The 19,643-nt window shown below is 72.4% G+C and carries 18 protein-coding genes; 6 read left to right on the top strand and 12 right to left on the bottom strand.

Features of this window, described 5'->3' with window-relative positions; translation table 11 throughout:
* Positions 1 to 126: 126 nt before the first annotated feature.
* Both dacB and AC59HU_RS02065 read right to left on the bottom strand, forming a co-directional pair.
* Positions 127 to 1,746 (bottom strand): D-alanyl-D-alanine carboxypeptidase/D-alanyl-D-alanine endopeptidase, encoded by a 1,620-nt coding sequence (gene dacB / locus AC59HU_RS02070; protein WP_497221655.1) that lies wholly within the window; start codon positions 1,744 to 1,746, stop codon positions 127 to 129.
* Complete coding sequence (locus AC59HU_RS02065; RefSeq protein ID WP_497221654.1) at positions 1,743 to 2,972, bottom strand: serine hydrolase domain-containing protein; 1,230 nt, start codon at positions 2,970 to 2,972, stop codon at positions 1,743 to 1,745. The genes dacB and AC59HU_RS02065 overlap by 4 nt, the downstream gene beginning before the upstream one ends.
* Positions 2,973 to 3,214: 242 nt before the next feature.
* Between AC59HU_RS02065 and AC59HU_RS02060 the strand changes: the two genes are divergently transcribed.
* A complete protein-coding gene (locus tag AC59HU_RS02060; RefSeq protein ID WP_497221653.1) occupies positions 3,215 to 4,231 on the top strand; it encodes a hypothetical protein in 1,017 nt (338 codons plus the stop codon).
* 86 nt (positions 4,232 to 4,317) lie between these two features.
* Here the strand turns inward: AC59HU_RS02060 and pgi are convergent, their stop codons facing one another.
* Entirely contained in the window at positions 4,318 to 6,072 is a 1,755-nt protein-coding gene (gene pgi / locus AC59HU_RS02055) for a glucose-6-phosphate isomerase (RefSeq protein ID WP_497221652.1), read from the bottom strand.
* A 123-nt stretch (positions 6,073 to 6,195) separates the two neighbouring features.
* Here pgi and AC59HU_RS02050 point away from each other — a divergent pair, with 123 nt between their 5' ends.
* Positions 6,196 to 7,590 (top strand): enterochelin esterase domain-containing protein, encoded by a 1,395-nt coding sequence (locus AC59HU_RS02050; RefSeq protein ID WP_497221651.1) that lies wholly within the window; start codon positions 6,196 to 6,198, stop codon positions 7,588 to 7,590.
* A gap of 17 nt (positions 7,591 to 7,607) precedes the next feature.
* Here the strand turns inward: AC59HU_RS02050 and AC59HU_RS02045 are convergent, their stop codons facing one another.
* Positions 7,608 to 7,925 carry an ArsR/SmtB family transcription factor gene (locus AC59HU_RS02045; RefSeq protein WP_497221650.1) on the bottom strand — a complete coding sequence of 106 codons (318 nt, stop codon included), beginning with the start codon at positions 7,923 to 7,925 and terminating at the stop codon, positions 7,608 to 7,610.
* 93 nt (positions 7,926 to 8,018) lie between these two features.
* On the opposite strand from AC59HU_RS02045, the gene AC59HU_RS02040 reads away from it, so the two are divergent.
* Positions 8,019 to 9,137: an SDR family oxidoreductase gene (locus AC59HU_RS02040; protein ID WP_497221649.1), complete on the top strand. Its 1,119-nt coding sequence runs from the start codon at positions 8,019 to 8,021 to the stop codon at positions 9,135 to 9,137.
* On the opposite strand, the gene AC59HU_RS02035 is transcribed toward AC59HU_RS02040, so the two are convergent.
* The 4 genes from AC59HU_RS02035 to AC59HU_RS02020 form a co-directional block, all read right to left on the bottom strand.
* A complete protein-coding gene (locus tag AC59HU_RS02035) occupies positions 9,103 to 10,515 on the bottom strand; it encodes an SGNH/GDSL hydrolase family protein (protein ID WP_497221648.1) in 1,413 nt (470 codons plus the stop codon). The two genes, AC59HU_RS02040 and AC59HU_RS02035, sit on opposite strands and share 35 nt — an antisense overlap.
* Positions 10,516 to 10,575: 60 nt before the next feature.
* Positions 10,576 to 11,223 (bottom strand): winged helix-turn-helix transcriptional regulator, encoded by a 648-nt coding sequence (locus AC59HU_RS02030; protein WP_497221647.1) that lies wholly within the window; start codon positions 11,221 to 11,223, stop codon positions 10,576 to 10,578.
* A 117-nt stretch (positions 11,224 to 11,340) separates the two neighbouring features.
* Positions 11,341 to 11,775, bottom strand: coding sequence for a VOC family protein (locus AC59HU_RS02025; RefSeq protein ID WP_497221646.1), 435 nt, complete (start codon positions 11,773 to 11,775; stop codon positions 11,341 to 11,343).
* A 124-nt stretch (positions 11,776 to 11,899) separates the two neighbouring features.
* Positions 11,900 to 12,691, bottom strand: a complete 792-nt coding sequence (locus AC59HU_RS02020; RefSeq protein ID WP_497221645.1) for an SDR family NAD(P)-dependent oxidoreductase — start codon at positions 12,689 to 12,691, stop codon at positions 11,900 to 11,902.
* 97 nt (positions 12,692 to 12,788) lie between these two features.
* Between AC59HU_RS02020 and AC59HU_RS02015 the strand changes: the two genes are divergently transcribed.
* Positions 12,789 to 13,271 (top strand): MarR family winged helix-turn-helix transcriptional regulator, encoded by a 483-nt coding sequence (locus tag AC59HU_RS02015; RefSeq protein ID WP_497221644.1) that lies wholly within the window; start codon positions 12,789 to 12,791, stop codon positions 13,269 to 13,271.
* Positions 13,272 to 13,319: 48 nt separating this feature from the next.
* On the opposite strand, the gene AC59HU_RS02010 is transcribed toward AC59HU_RS02015, so the two are convergent.
* Positions 13,320 to 14,123, bottom strand: a complete 804-nt coding sequence (locus AC59HU_RS02010) for a response regulator transcription factor (RefSeq protein WP_497221643.1) — start codon at positions 14,121 to 14,123, stop codon at positions 13,320 to 13,322.
* Between the two features lie 175 nt (positions 14,124 to 14,298).
* Between AC59HU_RS02010 and AC59HU_RS02005 the strand changes: the two genes are divergently transcribed.
* On the top strand, positions 14,299 to 14,577 hold the full coding sequence (locus tag AC59HU_RS02005; protein ID WP_497221642.1) for a GlsB/YeaQ/YmgE family stress response membrane protein: 279 nt from the start codon (positions 14,299 to 14,301) through the stop codon (positions 14,575 to 14,577).
* A 57-nt stretch (positions 14,578 to 14,634) separates the two neighbouring features.
* Here AC59HU_RS02005 and AC59HU_RS02000 read toward each other — a convergent pair whose 3' ends face one another.
* Positions 14,635 to 15,288, bottom strand: coding sequence for a tetratricopeptide repeat protein (locus AC59HU_RS02000; protein ID WP_497221641.1), 654 nt, complete (start codon positions 15,286 to 15,288; stop codon positions 14,635 to 14,637).
* Positions 15,289 to 15,360: 72 nt separating this feature from the next.
* On the opposite strand from AC59HU_RS02000, the gene AC59HU_RS01995 reads away from it, so the two are divergent.
* Entirely contained in the window at positions 15,361 to 16,620 is a 1,260-nt protein-coding gene (locus tag AC59HU_RS01995; RefSeq protein ID WP_497221640.1) for an NAD(P)/FAD-dependent oxidoreductase, read from the top strand.
* Between the two features lie 369 nt (positions 16,621 to 16,989).
* Here AC59HU_RS01995 and AC59HU_RS01990 read toward each other — a convergent pair whose 3' ends face one another.
* Positions 16,990 to 17,952: a hypothetical protein gene (locus tag AC59HU_RS01990; protein ID WP_497221639.1), complete on the bottom strand. Its 963-nt coding sequence runs from the start codon at positions 17,950 to 17,952 to the stop codon at positions 16,990 to 16,992.
* A 136-nt stretch (positions 17,953 to 18,088) separates the two neighbouring features.
* Complete coding sequence (locus tag AC59HU_RS01985) at positions 18,089 to 19,564, bottom strand: cryptochrome/photolyase family protein (RefSeq protein ID WP_497221638.1); 1,476 nt, start codon at positions 19,562 to 19,564, stop codon at positions 18,089 to 18,091.
* Positions 19,565 to 19,643: the final 79 nt, after the last annotated feature.

Genomic DNA, 19,643 nt, shown 5'->3' with positions numbered 1-19,643 from the left:
GCCCGAGCCTAGGATGCGCGGGGTGCGTCGGCCCGAGTCGTCCGCTCACGGCAGCCACGGCAGTCAAGGCAGTCAAGGCAGGCACGTCAGCCGCGGCAGCCCACGGCGACCACGACCCGCCCTCGCTCAGTACGCCTGCTGGATGGCGGCGGCCACCGCCCCCACGTCGTCGTTCGCCCCGAACACCCCGGCGGCATCGGCCGAGAAGCCCTGGTTCATCATGATCGTGAAGGCCAGGTGCCGGCCGCCCGCCGTGTCCATGACCCCGCCCAGGGTCTTCGTGACCAACCGGAAGCGCTCGTTGAACTCGTCGTAGCCGAGCAGCGTGCCTGTCTTGGCGAACACGTGCCCCGCCGCCGGGGTGCCGGTCTGCACCATCGCCAGCGAGCCGTCGACGCCGAGCACGGGGAGGGTCGCCCGCCACCTCTCCGCATCCGGCCGCTCGGCCATGATCGATTGGATCTGCACCGCGTTCTCCGGCGTGATCACGTTGCCCGAGAGCCCCGAACCGTCGATCAGCGAGGCGCCCGTGACGTCGAGGCCGGCGGCGGCCCAGATGTCGTGGGCCTGGCTCATCCCGTCGTCGCAGTCGGTGCTGCCTGCGGCGGCCGCCAGGCGGCAGACCAGTGTCTGGGCGCCCCGGTTGTAGCTGATCTTCATCACGTAGGTGATCTCCTCGCCGAGCGGCAGCGAGACCAGTTCGGCGACCGAGGGCAACGCGCCGACCGCCGAGACCTCCGGCAGCAGCGACTCCGGGTTCGCCGCGACCGGATCGGCCGTCACCGACACCCCCGCGCGGCCGAGCGCCTCGATGAAGGCGGTGCGGGCGAAGCGGGCCGGGTCGGCGAAGGCGTAGACCTTGAGCTGTGGCCCGGCGTCGGCGGCGACGGTGCCGCTCACCCGGATCGTGCCGTCGGAATCCGCCACGGGGGCGGAGATGGCCGTCGCCCCGCCGGCGGCGACCGTCTGCACGTCGGAGACGATCGTCCACGGCGCCACGACCGGGCTGAGCGTGGCGCCGGCGGTCTGCCCGACGGCCCCCGGCGTCACCACCACGTCGATCAGGTTCTGGTTGACGATGATCGGGGTGATCGGCTGATCCTCGAGAGTGCCCTCGAACAGCCGGTCGTCGATCACGACATCGCCCTGCACGGCCGTGATGCCGGAGGCCTTCACCTGGGCGGCGAGGTCGTCGAGGCCCGTGAGCGGATCCTCCGGGGTGAGCGTCGCCCCGGGGAGCGGGTTGGCGTCGTTGTGGTCGAGGTTCGTGAAGTCGACCGTGCCGTCGGGCTTCGTGCGGCCGCCGAGAGTGAGATCGCCGGCGCCGACCAGCACGAGGTCGCCGGTGAGCGTGCCGCCCTCCACCTCGCCGGTGCGCTTCACCGGGGTCGTGACCGTGCTCTCCGGCCCCCACTTGACCCAGGCGGCGCCGGCGCTGTACGTCTTCACGAACGAGCCGGGCTCGGCCATCCGGTCGCCGTCCAGGTCGATCAGCACCTCGCCGGTGTCGAGGTCGTGCACCGAGATCAGCCAGCGGGCGTGGGAGTACTGGGGCTGGTTCATCACCGGGAGCGCCGCATCCGGGAGCCCGGGGATCGACGAGTACCCCGCCGCCGCGCCGCTCGGGGAGGAGGTGGCCGCGGGGGAGCCCCCGACGCATCCGGTCAGCGCGACCGAGGCCGCGACGATCAGCACTCCCGTCGGCACGATCAGCCGACGACGAGAGCGGCCTGCCGCGCGCGTCACTTGGCGTCCTCCGTCGCGAGGATCTTCTCGAGGGCCCGGAAGGTGGCGTCGGCCGGATGCACGTCGGGCACGTTGGACTCGTTCATGAACACCGCGATGCTCGCGCCCGAGTCGGGATCGTGGAAGACGGCGGCGGTGAAGCCGAGGCCCTCGCCGTTGTGCCCCCACCAGCCGTCGGTCTCGCCGATGCCGAGCGCGTACTGATCGTAGGGCGGCCCCTTCGCCAGCGGGGTGCCCTCCTGCCGCAGCCGCTGCATCCCCTCGCTGAGGAACGACCCCTCGCCCAGCGCGTCGGCCCAGACCCGGGCGTCGTCCAGGGTGCTGACCAGCGACCCGGCCGGCCCGAAGATCGACGGGTTCTGGTCCTGCGCGGCCGGAACGCCGTCCTGCACGATGTACCCGGCGGGATGCGGACCGGGCCACTCCGCATCCGTCGTGAGGTACCGGGTGCCGGTCTGGCCCAGCGGCTGGAGGATGCGCTCGTCGAGCACCTCGGCGAAGTCCTGATGCGTGGCCTTCTCGATCACCGCGCCCAGGAGGTTCGTGTTCGCGTTCGTGTAGACCGCCTCGGCGCCCGGCTCGAACTGGGCGGGCTCGCCGAGCACGAAGCCGTTCAGGTCGTCGAGCGTGAAGACCCGCTCCGGGTCCTCCGAGTAGGCCTCGAGGAAGCGCTCGTTGGTGTAGTCGGCGACGCCGCTGGTCATGTTCGCGAGTTCGCGGAGGGTGATCCGGTCTCCGTCCGTGACCCCCGAGAGGTACTCGTCGATCGTGTCGTCCAGGTGCACGGTCCCCTCGTCGACCAGCTGGAGCAGGAGGGTCACGGTGTACGACTTCGTCACGCTGCGGAGCGGCCACGCCATCGAGGTCGTGGCGGGGGTTCCGCTCTCGACGTCCGCGAACCCGGTCGCCGTCGTCCACGACCCCCGACCCGGGATCCAGACGCCGGCGACCGCGCCGGGCACGGAGTAGTCGGCCATGGTCGACTCGACGGCGGATTCGAGCCGAGCCTGGAGGTCGGGGGGCAGCTCGCCCGCCGGGGCGGCCGGCCGCTCGATCTCGATCCCGGGATCGGCGGAGCGGGAGCCGTGGTCCTGGTCGCTTCTGCCGGACGTCGAGGCGCAGCCCGCGAGCAGCAGAGTGGTGGCCGCGAGCACCGCCGTGGCCCTGACTGCCGTGGTGGCCCGGTGCCGGCGGCGCCGAGGGCTGATCCGATCGTGGTTCCGCATCCGTGCCGCCTCCTGCGTGTCCGGCCGCCGTGACCCGGGCGGCCGGGTGGATCGACCGGGAGTGGTGGTCTGCTCAGCGTGGCGGTTCCTCGCCTCGTGCGCAAGCACGGGATGACGGGGCCCGGTGCGTGCCCTACCTTTGTCCCAGGGGCGACCCGTCCGGGCACGACCCGCCTCGGGCGGCGGGCTCCGGGGGAGACCGCGCCGGACGGCGGGCGGTCGACGAGCCGAAGGGGGCGCGGATGGCCCGGCGTACGCACTACGGAGACCGCTCGAGCTCCGGGCGCGCGCGCGATCTCGCCTCCGAGGCCCAGAGCCACGCCGACGTGCGGGCCCTGTTCGTCAAGCACGCGCTGACCCGGCTGCCCCTGATCGGCGCCCTCGTCATCACGATCAACCTCTTCGTGCAGGTGCGCGGCAACATCGGTCTGGCGGTGGCGGTGGCGCAGAACCTCACCTTCGGCGGCCTGCTCGTCGTGGTGCTGCTGAACCTCGCCGTCTACATCATGATCGGCGTGATGGTGGCGGCCATGCCCCTGGTCTTCGATCCCGAGTACAACCTCTGGACCAGGATCGTCGGCGCCGCGGTGCTGCTGCTCCTGGCGGCGGTTCTCGCCAACACCGCGTCCTGGCTGCTCCTGGTGGGGCTGTTCGTCGTGTTCGTCGTCGTCTCGGTGATCGTGCTGCGCGGCCGGCGCCGCGAACCGCTGCTGCACAGCCCCGAGAGCGTCCGCGACGCCCTGCTCGAGCCGGTGCCCCCGCTCGACGACGAGCTCAGGGCGCTGTGGGCATCCGGTCGCGCCATGCTGCGGCTGGTCTCGCCCGAGCCGGTGCCCGTCACCCCGGCCGAGCAGGCGCTCACGCCCCCGGCCGAGCCTAAGACCTTCGCCAGCGTGGCGGAGGAGTGGAACGGGCGCACCGCGACCATCCGGGACCCGCGCTCGAAGTCGGTGACCCGGCTCGCCTTCGCGGGGATCATCGGGTTCATCGCCCTGTTCGGGCTGAACATCCTGACCCAGCCGATCCGCTTCGCCCCGCTCGAGCTGGTCTCGATCGACGGGGCGGAGCCGATTCCGGGGTTCGTGCTGCTGCAGGGATCGCAGGGCGTGTTCATCCCGAACCCCGAGGGCATCGCCCAGTTCATCACCCCGAGCGACGTCACCTGGCGGGCGCTCTGCGACGACGCGCCGACCTGGTGGACCATGTCGGTCCTGGACGTCGTGTCGCCTCAGCAGCGCAGCGGCGTGGACTGCGACTAGCGACCGGATGGCCGAGCCGCCCCTTGAGAGCGCGGCCGGCCGCCGACACCCGGTCGGCGGTGTCCGGTCGGCAGTGTCCGGTCGGTCTAGTCGCGCAGCTCGAGGTAGCGCGCGATCAGCGCCTTGGTCGAGGAGTCCTGCGACTCCAGGGCCGCCTCGTCGCCGTCGACCGCGGGGGCGATCTGCAGCGCCAGCTGCTTGCCGAGCTCGACACCCCACTGGTCGAAGGAGTCGATGCCCCAGATCGTGCCCTCGGTGAACACGATGTGCTCGTAGAGGGCGATCAGCTGACCGACGACGCTCGGCGTGAGCGCCGGCGCGAGGATCGAGGTGGTCGGGCGGTTGCCCGGGAACACCCGTGCCTGCACCACGTGCTCGGCGGTGCCCTCGGCCCGCACCTCCTCGGCCGTCTTGCCGAAGGCGAGCGCCTTGGTCTGGGCGAAGAAGTTCGCCAGGAACAGGGAGTGCACGTCGGCGCCGGGCTGCACGGCGTGACCGTCGCCGGTCTCGTCCTTCAGCGGATGCGCGGGGTTGGCGACAGCGATGAAGTCGGCCGGGATCAGGCGGGTGCCCTGGTGGATCAGCTGGTAGAAGGCGTGCTGGCCGTTGGTGCCGGGCTCGCCCCAGAAGATCTCGCCGGTGTCGGTGGTGACGGGCGAGCCGTCCCAGCGCACGCGCTTGCCGTTGGACTCCATGGTGAGCTGCTGCAGGTAGGCGGGGAAGCGGTGCAGGTACTGCGCGTAGGGCAGCACGGCGTGGCTCTGCGCCTTGAGGAAGTTGGTGTACCAGACGTTGAGCAGCCCCATCAGCACCGGCACGTTCCGCTCCAGCGGGGTGGTGCGCATGTGCTCGTCGATGGCGTGGAAGCCGGCGAGGAAGTCGCGGAACCCGTCGGGGCCGATCGCGATGGCCACCGAGGTGCCGATCGCGGAGTCGACCGAGTAGCGGCCACCCACCCAGTCCCAGAAGCCGAAGGCGTTCTCCGGGTCGATGCCGAAGGCCGCGACCTTGTCCAGCGCGGTCGAGACGGCGACGAAGTGCTTGGCGACCGCATCCGTGCGCGACTTCTCGCCCTCGGTGGTCTCGTCGGTGCTGACGGCTCCGGATGCGCCGAGCCGCTCCCAGAGCCACTGCCGGGCCAGGCGGGCGTTGGTGAGCGTCTCGAGCGTGCCGAAGGTCTTCGAGGCCACGATGAACAGCGTGGTCTCGGGGTCGAGGTCGGCGGTCTTCTCGTAGATGTCCGAGGGGTCGATGTTGGAGACGAAGCGGCACTCGAGACCGGCCTGCACGTAGGGCTTCAGAGCCTCGTAGACCATGACCGGGCCGAGGTCGGAGCCGCCGATGCCGATGTTGACGACCGTCTCGATCCGCTTGCCGGTCACCCCGACCCAGCTGCCGTCGCGCACCTGGTCGGCGAAGGCGAACATCTTGTCGAGCGTGCCGTGCACCTCGGCGTCGATGTCCGCGCCGTCGACCACGAAGCCGGCCGGTGGCTCGAGGTCGGTGCCGGTCTGCGGGCCGCCGTCGGGGCGGCGGAGGGCGGTGTGCAGCACGGCCCGGTCTTCGGTGACGTTGATGTGCTCGCCCCGGATCATGGCCCGGTAGCGGTCGGCGACCCCGGCATCCTCGGCGAGGGTGAGCAGGTGGGCGAGGATCTCCTCGGTCACCAGGTTCTTCGACAGGTCGACGGTGAGGTCGGCCGCCTGGAACGTGTAGGTGGCCGCGCGGTCGGCGTCGGCGGCGAACCAGCCGCGCAGATCCGGCTCGAAGCCGGTGGCGATGCCCTCGAGCGCCTTCCAGGCGTCGGTTGCGGTCGGGTCGATGGGCGCCGATTCGGCCATGCTCACTCCTGTGGTCTCGTCCCAGGCATCCGGCCGTCTCGACGGGATGCGCTCACCTGTCGAACTTACCCGCTCGGGGTGCCCGGGCGCTCGGGATGGCCCGGTCGGGGCTACCCTGGGGCGGTGGTCGATCGGGTGAGCAGCGGGGGGCTCCCGATCGGGCCGCCCACGACCCCTCGCGACGCGACGGGCGCCCCGCTGCGGCCCCGGTCGGAGGCCTGGCGGCGGATCATGGCGGGCGAGCCGCCGGAGCGGGTGTCCCCATCCTGGCCGGCGTTCGGTCGGCTCGTCGAGGTCGGCGGGGTGGGGTTTCGTGAGGTGACGTTCGTGGCGGAGGCCGCGGGGTCTGGGGGCACTGTGGATGCTGCGGGCACTGCGGATGCCGTGGGCACTGCGGGTCCCGTGGCGATCGTGGTCGACGGGATCACGGAGTCGCATCGGGCCGATCTGGTGGGGGCGATGCTCGACGAGGTCCCGGGCGGTCGGCTGCGGGTGATCGACTACCTGCTGCCGGACGAGCTGGTCGTGAGCTACGGCTTCGTCAGCGCACCGTGGGTCGACCGGGCGGCGGGGGCGAGTTGGGAGGGGTGGTTCCGGCTGCAGGATGCGCTGGTGCCGGATGCGCGCAATCCGCGCCGGCTGCCCACCCAGTTCGGCCGCACGGCGTCGGTGCTGGTCGGGCCGGCGGGTGTGGTGCACCCGGCGTGGGCGGAGGCGGAGGATAGCGAGGGGGAGCTGGCTCGGATTCCGGCGCGTGTCGCGGTGCCGGCCCGGGTCTCCGCGGGTGTCGAGGTGCCGTTGGCGGGGGAGTTCGCGGGGCGGTCCGTGGTCGTGCTGCCGTGGGGGAGTCCCGGCGAGACAGTCCTCCTCTTCGACGGCGAGGAATGGGAGCGCGTGGGCATCCGCTCGGCGCTCGCCCGTCTGTCACTGTCGGCGGGCGCGCCGGGAGACGACCGGATCGCCGGGGCCGCCGAGAGCGCGGGCGGGGCCGTGGTGCTCATCCCCTCAGGGACCGTCGAGGAGCGCTGGGCCGTGCTCCCGCATCCCGAGCGGGCGGGGGCGCTCGCCGCAGCGGCGCTCGACGCGCTGGAGGGCCACCGCGGAGGGCGGCCCGACCCCGCGCGCACGATCGTCGCCGGGCAGAGCTTCGGCGGACTCGCGTCTGCCGCGGTGGTCGCTCTGCGGCCCGGGCTCGCCGCCACGGCGATCGTGCAGTCCGGTTCGTTCGAGTTCGCGGCCGACCTGCCGCCGGAGGCCTGGGGCAGCCGGCCCGGGGATCTCGTCACGACGCTTGCCGCGCTCGGCGGTACGGACGCCCTGCGCGGCCGCCGCTTCCACGTCCAGTCCGGCACCGAGGAGCACGGGGCGACCGCCGTCTCGACCGCCTTCGCCACAACGGCCGCCGCCGCGGGCGCGACCGTCACCATCCGAGTCGTCGCCGGCGGCCACGACTACGCCTGGTGGCGCACGGCCCTCTTCGACGCCCTCGAATCCCCGAAGCTCCTCGACCCCCGCTGAGCGGCTGCGCCTCGGGGTCAGACCGCGCGGGTGACGGCTTCGGCGAGGGCCGCGATCGCGCGCTCGTCGCGGCGGTAGTGCGACCACTGGCCGATGCGGGTGCAGCTGACCAGGCCCGCGCGCTGCAGGATCGCCATGAACTGCGAGGCCGTCGACTGCGAGATCCCCGCCCGCGCCTGGATGTGCTTGAGGCAGACGCCGACCTCGGCGGCCGGGCGGTCCTGCGGCGGGAACGACTCCGGCTCTTTGAGCCACTCGAGGATCGCCAGCCGGGTGGGGTGCCCGAGCGCCTTGAAAACCGTGACCAGGTCGGTGTCGGCGGTCGCATCGGTCATACGGCCACTGTATCGCAATATTGCGATATTGCGGTTCACCGATGCAGTGTGCGACAGTTCATCGGTGAATTGCGATCTGATGGAGGAATGGGAATGACGGGCACGAACGGCAAGACGGCCAAGACGGCTCTGGTGATCGGCGCACGCGGGGTGATCGGCGCAACGTTGATCGACCACCTCCGCGACAGCTGGGGATGGGACGTGATCGGGGTCTCCCGCCGCGGGGGTGTCCCCGACGACGAGGGTGGCGCCGGCGGAGACGGAACCCGTGCCCGCGGTTCCGTGACCCACCTGGCCGTCGACCTGCTCGACCGCGACGCGACCCGGGAGGCCTTCGCCGCATCCCGAGCCCTCGCCGAGGTCAGCCACGTCTTCTACGCGGCCTACCAGGAGCGCCCGACCTGGGCCGGCCTCGTCGCCCCGAACCTCGGGATGCTCACGAACGTCGTCGACGCCGTCGAGCCCGTCGCGCGCCGGCTCGAGCACATCAGCCTCATGCAGGGCTACAAGGTCTACGGCGCCCACCTCGGCCCGTTCGCGACCCCGGCCAAGGAGTCGGATCCGCCCCACATGCCGCCCGAGTTCAACGTCGACCAGCAGAGGTTCCTCGAGCGGCGGCAGGTCGGCGCGCGCTGGTCGTGGTCGGCCATCCGCCCCTCGGTCGTGGCGGGCATCGGCCTCGGCAACCCGATGAACCTCGCGCTGGTGATCGCGGTCTACGCCTCGATCAGCAAGGAGCTCGGGATCCCGCTGCGCTTCCCGGGCTCACCCGGTGCCTATACCAGCCTGATCGAGATGACGGATGCGGGCCTGCTCGCCGAGGCGACCGTCTGGGCCGCGACGACCGACGGCGCCCGCAACCAGGCGTTCAACGTCGCGAACGGCGACCTCTTCCGCTGGTCGGCGATGTGGCCGAGGATCGCCGACTTCTTCGAGCTCGAGGTGGCCCCGCCCCTGCCGATGGAGCTGACCGAGGTGATGGCCGACAAGGAGGAGCTCTGGAACGCGATGGTCGCGCGGCACGGGCTGGTGCCGACGCCGTACTCCGACGTCTCGTCGTGGGCCTTCGGCGACTTCGTCTTCCGGTGGGACTACGACGTGATCGCGGACGGGTCGAAGGTGCGGCGGGCGGGCTTCCATTCGTACGTGGAGACGGAGGAGATGTTCCTCCGCATCTTCACCGATCTGCGGGAGCGGCGCTTGATCCCGTGACGGCGGCTGTGGCTGTGACCCCGGCTGTGGCTGCAACCGAGGCGGCGGCGCGGCGGCGGGTGGCTCGGGCTCTGACCAGAGCGATGAGGGCCAGGAGGGCGAAGCCCGACGCGAGGGCCGCGCCGGCGGCGATGCCGAGGGGTGCGGGGGTCGCGCCGGTCGCCGCCAGGGCGGGGCTCGAGCGGCGGGAGGTCGTGCCGCTGCCGGTGTCTCCGGTGCCGACCGCCGCGGGGGTAGCGGTGGCAGAGGGGGACGGCGTCGCGGTGGGGTCGGGGGCTCCGACGCCCGGGTCGACCGCCACGGTGATCGCCTGCGACACCTGGGCGGCGAGGAAGGCGACGCCGGAGTCGTTCGGGTGCAGGGCGCCGAGGGCGACGAACAGGGCCGGGTCGGGCGTCGGCGTGCCGCCGGTGGTGCTGAGCGTGATCCCGTTGATGAACGCCTGGCCGGCCGGGGCGCAGGCCGTGTGGGTCTGGGTGAGCGGGAAGGTCGAGAGGTAGGTCGCGCCCGCCCGCGTCGCCGCCCCGCCGATCGCCGCATCCAGTCGCGCCTCGGTGCCGTGCAGGTAGAGGGTGTCGACGTCGGTGAAAGGGAAGGCGTTCTGCGGGAACGGCGGCTCGAACGGGTTCGTCCCGGTGCCGAGCGGCGAGGAGTAGCAGCCGCCGGCCGGGGTGTTCTCCGCATCCGGGGTGATCGCGGGGTAGCCGATCACGAACACCTTCGCGTTCGGGGCCTTCTGGTGGATGAGCGCGAAGGTCGCGTCCAGCGCCGGGGTGACGACCGTGTCGAGCTGGTACTTCAGCCGGTCGATCTCGACACCCCCGACGACGGGCGCGTAGTACTGCTTGCAGTTCGGCAGGTCGACGCCGATCACGTCGAGCACGAGCGGCCCCTGGGCGCTCTCGGCGACGCAGGTCTGCGCGACCGTGGAGAAGCCGAGGTCGTTGCCGCCGATGGTCACGGTGACGATGTCGGTGCCGGGGCCGAGCGCATCCGACTGCACCGGTGCGGTGCCGGCGCCGGTGATCGTCGTCTGCGGGGTGTCGCGGATGTTCGCCGTCACCGCTCCGCTGCAGGTGCGGTCGTCGAGCACCAGGCCGAGCGACTCGGCGACCAGGTGCGGGTAGTTCTGATCGGCCTGGAAGCAGCCCGAGGCGGGGAGGTCGCTGAACGGCGTGAGCCCGAACCCGGCCGAGTAGGAGTCGCCGAGCGCGACGTAGGAGGAGCCGTCGAGGGCCGGGTCGGCGGCGGCCGCTGCCGCGTGCGGCGCGGTTCCGGCGGCCGTCACTGTTCCGGCGGCTGTCGCCGCCCCACCGCCGAGGACGAGGGATGCGGCGACCGCCGCGAGGGCCGTGGCCAGTGCTCCGATGCGCTTCACGGTGTCACTGTAGCGAGCGCGGGGCGGCCGGCGACAGGGGGTCGGGCCGCGACGTGGAACTCAGGCGGCGACGTGGAACGTGGTCGCGAAGCGGTCGAGCAGCTCGCCCCGGCCGTGGAGCACATCGACCGCCCCGGTCGAGATCGCGCGGGCCGGTTCCAGCTCACCGGTGATCAGCTGCTGGAGGCCGGCCCCGGTGTCGGCCGAGAAGGCGAGGTCGACCGGCCCGATCCCGCCCGAGACCTCCAACGCCGAACCCCGCACCCGGATGAAGAGCTCGGCACCCGCCACCCGAGCCCCGTACGCCGTCGGGGGCAGGTCGACCGCGACCTGCGGGCGGAAGGCCGAGCGCAGATCCATCGTCATCGAGTCGGTGGTCACGGACTGCTCGGCACGCGGCTCGCCCATCGCCTTGAAGCCCCAGGCCCCGAGCGCCAGCACGACCGGCTCGAGCTCGCGCCCGTACGGGGTCAGTTCGTAGAGGATCACGCGCGACCGCGGCGCGCGCCGGATGATCCCCGCCGCCTGCAGCTCCTTCAACCGGGCCGCCAGGATGTTGCTCGGGATGCGGTGCAGCCCGGCCGCCAACTCACCGTACCGCCGTGGTCCGACCAGCAGGTCGCGGACGATCAGGAGCGCCCAGCGCTCGCCGATCAGCTCCATCGCCCGGGTGATCCCGGAGTACTGCCCGTAGTCGCGTGCCGCCATCCTCACCCCTCCCTCTGTCGCCCGGCCAGGCATCCCCTCCGGCCCGGTATCCTCCTCGCTCCGGCATCCCCTCCGGCCCGGCATCCGCCCGGCGGCTCACGCCGCCGGGCGCGTGGCTCAGCCCTGCTGGGCGGCGAAGGCCTCGGGGCCCTGCTCGGCGGCGACCGGATCCATCCAGCCGAACTCGAGCACGTTGCCGTCGGGATCGGTGAGCTGCCGCTGGTACATGAAGCCGTAGTCGGAGGCGGGCTGCGCCTCGACACCCCCGGCGGCCAGGCCCGCGGCCACCGTGGTGTCGACCTCGTCGCGGGTGTCGAGGAAGATCGCGGTGGTGACCGACACATCCTTCGACGGATCGCCGATCGGCCGCTCGCTGAAGGTCTGGAAGTACTCGCGGGTCAGGAGCATGAACGCGTTGTGGTCGGGGTCGACGACCACGCAGGAGGCGTTGTGGTCGGTGAACTTCGGGTTCACCTCGAAGCCGAGGGCGGTGTAGAACGCCTTGGCGCGATCGAGATCGGTCACCGGCAGGTTGACGAACATCATGGGCATGAGAAGCCTCCTCGTGAGTGGCGCCCGATGTGGACGCTGTACACAGACTTGCAAAAAGCAAGTACCCCGTCAAGAGGGAGTATCTCGGTGTCGGGCCCGCGGCCCTGTGGAGGAGCCGCCGCGATCACAGCGTCGTCGTGAGTACACCCCCGTCGACCCGTAGCGCGGCCCCGTTCGTCGCCGAGGCGAGCGGGCTGACGAGGTAGGCCACGAGGTTCGCGATCTCGCCCGGATCGATGAAGCGCTCGAGCAGCGTCGTGCGGTTGCCCCCGATGATCGCGGCCTTGAGGTCGTCGACCGCGAGCCCCTGCGCCTCCGCCAAGGACTTCACGGTGGCGGCCACGCCGTCGGAGTAGGTCGGGCCCCCCAGGACGGTGTTGACGGTCACCTCGGATCCGCGGGTGAGCTTCGCGAGCCCGTTGCCGAGCGCGATCATCGCCGCCTTCGTCGCGCCGTAGGGGATCATGTCCGCCGGCACGTCCACGCCCGACTCGCTGCCGACGAAGACGATCCGTCCATGACCGCGATCGAGCATCCCGGGCAGGAGCGCGCGCGAGAGCCGCACGCCGCTCATCAGGTTGACCTGCAGGTACCGGAGCCACGTCTCGTCCGAGACGGAGTCGAAGGCGGCGACGTCGAAGAGGCCGACGTTGTTGACCAGGATGTCGACCGCGCCGAGCCGGTCGACGAGCGCTGCGACCTCCTCAGGGTGGGCGAAGTCCGCCGCGATGCCGTCGATCGAGGCGTCGGGGAACTCCGCGCGAAGACCGTCGACCGCATCGCGTACTCGTTCCGGGGCGCGCCCGTTGATGACGACCGCCGCCCCCTCCCTGGCCAGCGCGCGGGCCACGGCGAAGCCGATGCCCTGCGTCGATCCACTGATGAACGATCGTTCCGTCGACAGCCTCAGATCCATGACCCATCTTCCCTTTTGCTTGCTCAGTCAAGTAAAAGCGTACCCGAGAAACTTGCCGGGTCAAGTAAATCCCTCGTCTTCGGTCTAAGCTGACGGCATGACCGATCCGCGTCCACCGGCCCCGCTCGCGGGGGATGACCTCGAGACCTGGGCCGGGCTCGCCACGGTGCTGGAGTGGCTGCCGCCCGCGCTCGACGCCGGTCTGCTGCGCGATTTCGACCTCACCCATTTCGAGTACGGCATCCTGTACGCCTTGGCGAAGGCGCCCGAACGCGCGCTCCGGATGAGCGTTCTCGCGGGCTATGCCAACAGCTCGCTGTCGAGGTTGTCCCGAGCGGTGTCGCGGCTGGAATCGCGGGGGTGGGTGGAGCGGTCCCGCGATCCCGAGGACGGGCGGTCGGTGCGTGCGGCGGTGACGGCATCCGGGCTCGAACTGGTCCAGCGGGCGACACCCGCGCACGAGGACACGGTGCGTCAGCTGGTGCTCGATCCGCTGACCGCGGCGCAGAAGCGACAGCTGAGGGCGATCACACTGCGCATCCGTCGCGCGATGGCCGATGATCCGGGGTGGACGGCCTGATGGTGTGCGGCCCGGGGATGGTCACGCCCGGTCTCGGTCGGCCGTGATTCAGGGGCCGCCGAGCCAGTGGTCGATGCGGTGGTGGTCGGGCGTGAAGCCGTGGGCGACGCCCCAGAGCACCGCCTGCGTGCGGCTCGCCACCCCGATCTTCTTGTAGATGCTGCGGATGTAGGTCTTGACCGTGTTCGGGCTCAGATAGGTCAGCGTCGCGACGTCGGCGTTGCTCTTGCCCTGGGTGATCAGGGCCAGGATCTCGGACTCGCGGTCGGTGAGGCCCTCGTGTCGGCCGGGCCAGTCGAGCCCGTTCGCGACGCCGGATCGGCGCGGGGGAGAGCTCACGACCTTCTGCCCCTGGTGCACCCGCTCGAGCGCGTCGACCAGGTCGCGGGCCGGGAGGGTCTTGGAGAGGTAGCCGTGGATGCCCTTCTGCTCGGCGCTCTCGATCAGCTCGGGGTGGAAGTTCCAGGTGTAGACGACCACGCGGCGGGTCCGCGGGTTGTCGACCAGGGCGCCGAGCTCCTGCAGATCGGCCTCGGGCTGTGCGAACGAGTCGTACAGCACGATATCGACCCGGTCGTCGAGGGAGGCGTTGGCGTCGATCTCGCAGATCAGGATGCGGTCGCGGTAGCGGTCGAACATGTGGGCGAGGCCCGAGAGCACGACGTCGTAGTCGTCGACCAGCGCGACCCGGATCGGCTCGCCCGACGGCGTCGATCCCTCGCCCGACGGCGTCGATCCCTCGCCCGACGGCGTCGACCCCTCGCCCGGCGGTGTCGATCCCTCGGCTGTCGGCGTCGATCGCTCTTCCTCCGCCGTCGACCCCTCGCCCGCCGGCTTCGTCCCGTCGCTCACCGCGCCACCACCTGTCCGCTCATGTCCTGACCGTACACCGGGAGGGGGTGTCGAAGACCACCCCTTGGGGTGACGCGGCGACCCCCGCATCCTGGTTCGCTGAAGAACAGCCGACCACGGTCAGCTTCGGGATGCGCACCCTGCGCCCCCGACCTCACGGAAAAGGATGCACCCCATGCTCGGTCTCATCATCAGCCTCATCATCATCGGCCTCATCGCCGGAGCGCTCGCCCGACTCATCGTGCCGGGGAAGCAGAACATCTCCATCCCGATGACCATCCTGCTCGGCATCGTCGGCTCGTTCGTCGGCGGATTCCTCGGATTCCTGATCTTCCAGCACGACCCGATGGACGGCTTCTTCCAGCCCGCCGGCATCATCGGCTCGATCATCGGCGCGATCATCGTGCTGCTGATCTGGACCCGTTTCGCCGGTCGTCGCTCCGTCTCGCGCTGATCGCCGCGACGCTGATGACGGATGCCGCGGGCCTCGGGTCCGCGGCATCCGTCGTTTTCACGCCGTCGGCTCCTCGGTGAGGGCGGCGGCGTAGGCGCGCACCGATCGGTGATAGCGGGGGAGCGAGGCCTCGATCGCCTCGAGCGCGACCCGGAGCGCCTCGGCCGAGCGGCCGGCGCTGTGCAGGGCGAGCGCGAGGAAGACCGCGGGCGCCTGCCCGGTCGCCGGATGCTGCGGTGCGTCGCGCAGCATCGCGATCGCCTCCTCGACGCGGCCGAGATTGCGGAGGGTCGAGGCGTGCTGGATGGCGAGCTGGGCGGCCCGCGCCGGGTCGAGCTCCGCGAGGCCCTCCCGGGTGGCGGCGGCGTACTGCTGGTCGGCCTCGGCCTCGTGGCCCGAGGAGTCGAAGGCGCCGCCGAGCTCGAACGCGCCGAGGGCGGGATGTGGAGCGCGGGCCGCGACCAGCCGCATCCGCTCGAGCCGCTGCTCGTCGTCGACCTCCTCCGCGGCCCACACCGCGGCCACCTCGGCCTCCCACTCGGCCGCGTCCGGCGTCGGCGCTGTCATCCCGTCGGCGGTCGAGTTCTCGGCGGCCTGGTGCGCGGCGGCCGAGTGTACGGCGGCCTGGTGCGCGGCGGCCGGGCTGTCGGTCACGGGGCCGGCGGCGCTCGGGTGCTCGGTGGTGTGCGGTGTCTGCTGTTCGATGTCCACCCGGTGACTCTAGCCGCGACCTCGGCACGACCCGTCCGCGCTGCGGGTGCGGGTTCAGGGCAGGATGAGGTCATGGGAACTTCTGCCTCCGGGCCCACCGACCGGGAGACGGTGCTCGTCGTGGGCGCCGGGATCGCGGGGCTCGCCTGCGCGCGGGCGCTGCAGGAGGCGGGCGTGCCGGTGCGGGTGGTCGACCGCGGGCGCCGGCCGGGTGGACGGATGTCGGGACGCACCCTGCACGGCCGGGTCGTCGACCTCGGCGCCTCGTACTTCACGGTGCCGGAGGGCTCGCCGTTCGGCGGGGTCGTCGACGACTGGGTGCGGCGGGGACTGGCCCGCGGCTGGACGGACACCTTCGCCGTGATCGACGCGGCCCGACCTGCGGCCTCGGACCGGGATGCGACCTCGCGCGCGGACTCGGGCCTCGATGTGGACGCGGCCGCGCACTCGGATGGGGTCGCGCACTCGGATGCGGTCTCGGACCCGGATCCGACCTCGGACACGGACCCGTCGTCCGACGCTCATGCGGCCTCGACCCCACCCCTCATGCCGGGCCGGGCCGCGTTCCGCACCACGACCGGCCCGCTCCGGTACGCCGCCCCCGGTGGGCTGCGATCGCTCGTGGTCGACCTGGCCGAGCGGCTCGTGGAGGCGTCGGGGAGTTCAGGAGGGAGCGGCGTCTCGTTCGCCGAGGTGCTCGGCGAGCACGTCGTCGAGACGGTCTCCGCCGAGGCCGGGGCCGGGGCCGGGGCCGACGCCGGGGCCGACGCCGAGGCCGGGGCCCACGTCGACTCCACCCGCTACCGGGCCGTCGTGCTCGCGATGCCCGAGCCGCAGGCGCTCCGGCTCCTCGAGCTCGACTCCGAGTTGGCCGGGCGGCTCGACCCCGGCGCCTGGCAGCCGACGGTCGCCGTGGCCCTGGGCTATCCCGAGCGGGTCTGGCCGGCCGAGCTCCACGGCGCCTTCGTCGACGGGTCCGACGTGCTCTCGTTCGTGGCCGACGACGGCGACCGCCGCGGCGACCACGCGCCCGTGCTCGTCGCGCACACCACGGCCGAGTTCGCCCGCGCCCACCTCGCCGAACCGGCGGGCGCGGTCGAGGAGGTCGTGGCCGAGCTGCAGCGGGTGCTCGACCTGCCCTCCGGCAGCCGCCCCGACTGGACCCACCCCCACCGGTGGACCCACGCTCGCGCCACCCCGACGCATCCTGAGCCCTTCGCGCTGTGCGGAGCCGTGGGGGTGTGCGGAGACTCGTGGGGCGGCCGCTCCTCGGTCGCGACCGCCTGGGCCTCAGGCGACGCGCTCGGTCGGGCGATCGCGGCCGGCCGCTGAACCTCCCCGAAGGAATGCGGCACGGACGCCTGACGCGTGCCCAGCCTGGCGTACCCCGGGCGTCACACGGAAGGGCCGGGGCCGCCCTCTAGCGGACGTGTCCGGAAGAGGCCGCACCGGCAGGAGGCCCCGCGCTCGCACTCCACGCCGGCACTCCGTGGTGGCACCCCGCGCCGGCACGCCGCGCTGGCACGCCGCCGCTGGGATCCGCGCTGGCACGCCGCCGCTGGCATCCGCGCTGGCACGCCGCCGCTGGCACGCCGCCGCTGAGACCCGCGCTGGCATGCCGCCGCTGGGACCGCGCTGGCACGACGCCGCTGGCACCCCGCGCCGACACCCCGCCGCCAGCACCCCGCGCCGGGCTCGCCGCTACGCCTCCGGCTCGACCCCCGCCGTCACGGCCGGATCGGTCGCCCACGCCACCCCGAGCGCGAACAGCGTCGACACCCCGTAGTGCGCCATCGCGGCCGCGATCCGTCGTCGGCCGGTGCGCGGATTGACCCCGACCTGGCGCGACGCCGTCTCCAGGGTCACGCCCCGGCGCATCAGCCGCAGCAGCCCGGTCCACGGCTGCTCGGCGGTCGTGACGGGCTCGGCGCGGCGCCAGAGCTGCTCGAAGTACTCCAGCGCCATGCCGGCGAGGGCCGCGTTCCGCACCCCGAGCACGCTCGTGGGCCGGCCCTCGCCCCATTCGAAGGGCACGGCCAGCTGGTCGCCGTCGATCCAGAACCAGCTGGGCGGCGCGTCGAGCAGGCGGTACTCCACACCCGCCGCGCGGTAGTGCTCGACCGACTGTTGCGCCGCCGCGTCGCCGGCGGCCCAGGTCGGCATGATCACCCGCACGGCCTCCTTGCCGGCGAGCGCACGCCCGAACCGGGTCGACCGCTCGTCGCCGCTGCCGACGAAGCGGTCGATCTCCGGCAGCACCGCGTGCAGGGTGCCGACGTCGTGCCGGGCGGTGTCGAACCAGAGGTCCTCCGAGGCGTGCGGACCGTGGCGGGTCACGACGGGCACCAGATCCGCGTTCGCCTGACCGACCGCCCAGTTGCCGAGCAGGTCGGGAAGCGCGCCGACGATGCCGTCGATGTCGGCGAGCGCGTCGTGGCTGCTCCGACGCAGTTCCGCCGAGCGAGCGGCGACGGCCTCCGCGGCCCAGGCGGCCGGATGCGGGTACACCAGATCGTCGTCGCGCCCGCCGAGCAGGCCCCTGAGCCGCAGCCCGGCGACGGCGCGGCGCGCCTCCTCGACCGGCACGTGCGCGAGGGTCGCCAGCTCGGTCACGGTCGCGGGCCTGCCGCGATGCGCCACCCCGAGAAGAACTCCGTCGTCCATGCCCGTCCTCCGAGTTCGCGAGTGTTCGTACTGAACAGGTGAGCGGCCGCTCGCAGGTCGTCCCTCGCCAGCACCATCGTGGCAGCACTCGCGGCCGGCCGCCCGCATCCCGATCGCGCCCGCCGCGGCGCACCCGTCACCAGCGGTCGCGATGCCGTTCCTGGTCGACGACGGCCTCCCGGTCGACGAGGCCGCGGAGGCCCGCCAGCGACTGCGCCATCCGGTGGTTGCCCCGGATGCGCGGCTCGACCCGGTCGAGGAACGCCCAGTACCCGGCGGTGAACGGGCACGCGTTCTCGCCCAACCGCACCTTCGGATCGAAGACGCAGCCGCCGCAGTAGTCCGACATCCGGTTGATGTAGGCGCCGCCGGCGGTGTAGGGCTTCGTCGCCACCAGACCGCCGTCGGCGTGCTGGGACATGCCGATCACGTTCGCCGGCATCACCCACGGGGTGCCGTCGACGAACATGTCGACGAACCAGTCGTTGAGGGCCACCGGGTCGTAGCCGTGCTGCAGCGCCCAGTTGCCGAGCACCATCAGCCGCTGGATGTGGTGGGCCCAGCCGTGACGCCGCATCCCGTCGATCGTCTCCCGCAGGCAGGCGGCCTCGATCACCGAGGGGTCGAGGGCGCGGAAGGCGGCCGGCAGCGGTTCGTGGGCGCCGAGGTAGTCGCTCCGGGCCGGGTAGCTCTCGCCGAGGTGCCAGTAGAGGTGCCAGACGTAGTCGCGCCAGCCGACGATCTGCCGCACGAACCCCTCGACGCTCGCGAGCGGTGCCCGGCCGGCGTGGTACTCGGCGACGACCCGTTCGGCGACGTCGAGCGGATCGAGCAGGCCCAGGTTCATCGGTGCGCTGAGCAGGGAGTGCGCCATCGTCCAGTCACCGCCGAGCATCGCATCCTCGAACGGGCCGAAGTCGTTCAGGCGCGAACCGATGAAGTCCTCCAGGGCCGCCGAGGCCTCCTCGTGCGTGGCCGCGAACCGCCGCGGACCGTCGTCGCCGACGAGCTGTACGGCCCCCTCCTTCTGCCACCGGTCGAGGTCGTCGCGCACCGAGGCGTCGATCTCGTCCTCCTCGGGCCACCACGGGTCGGGCAGACCGAGCCCGGCCGCGTTCTTCGGGGGCGGCTGGCGGTTGTCGCGGTCGTAGTTCCAGCGCCCGCCCTCGGGCTGGTCGCCGCGCATCAGCAACCCGGTGCGGCGCCGTACGGTGCGATAGAAGTCGTCGAGCAGCAACCGCGAGCCCTGCCGGCCCGCCGCCCACTCGGCGAACTCGGGCTCGCCGGTCACGAAGCCCCGGCTGGGCAGCACCGTGAGGCCGTGCCGGCGCACGAACCGCCGGGCCGACCAGGAGGTGGGGTCGACGACCTCGAGATCGGTGCGCCCCGCCACGACCTCGGAGTATCGCTCGACCCGGTGGTACTCGACCCGGTCGCCGAGCTCGGCCGCCCGGTGCCGGAGGGCCGAGAGGATGAGGTGCGCCTTCGCCCGGTGCATCGGCCGCCGCCCGAACACCGATCGCGCCTCGACGATCATCAGCGGCCCGCCGTCGTCGAACACCGGCCCCAGCTGCCCGGCGAACAGCCAGCGGGTGCGGGGCGAGGAGCTCATGGCTTCACCCTAGGCACACCCCACGACACCGGCATCGGGATGCACGGGGTCGCCCACCCTGGCCCTGCGGGCATCCTGT

It is taken from the genome of Herbiconiux sp. 320_LB (assembly GCF_059691755.1).
This window is presented reverse-complemented; position numbering and strand designations above follow the sequence as displayed.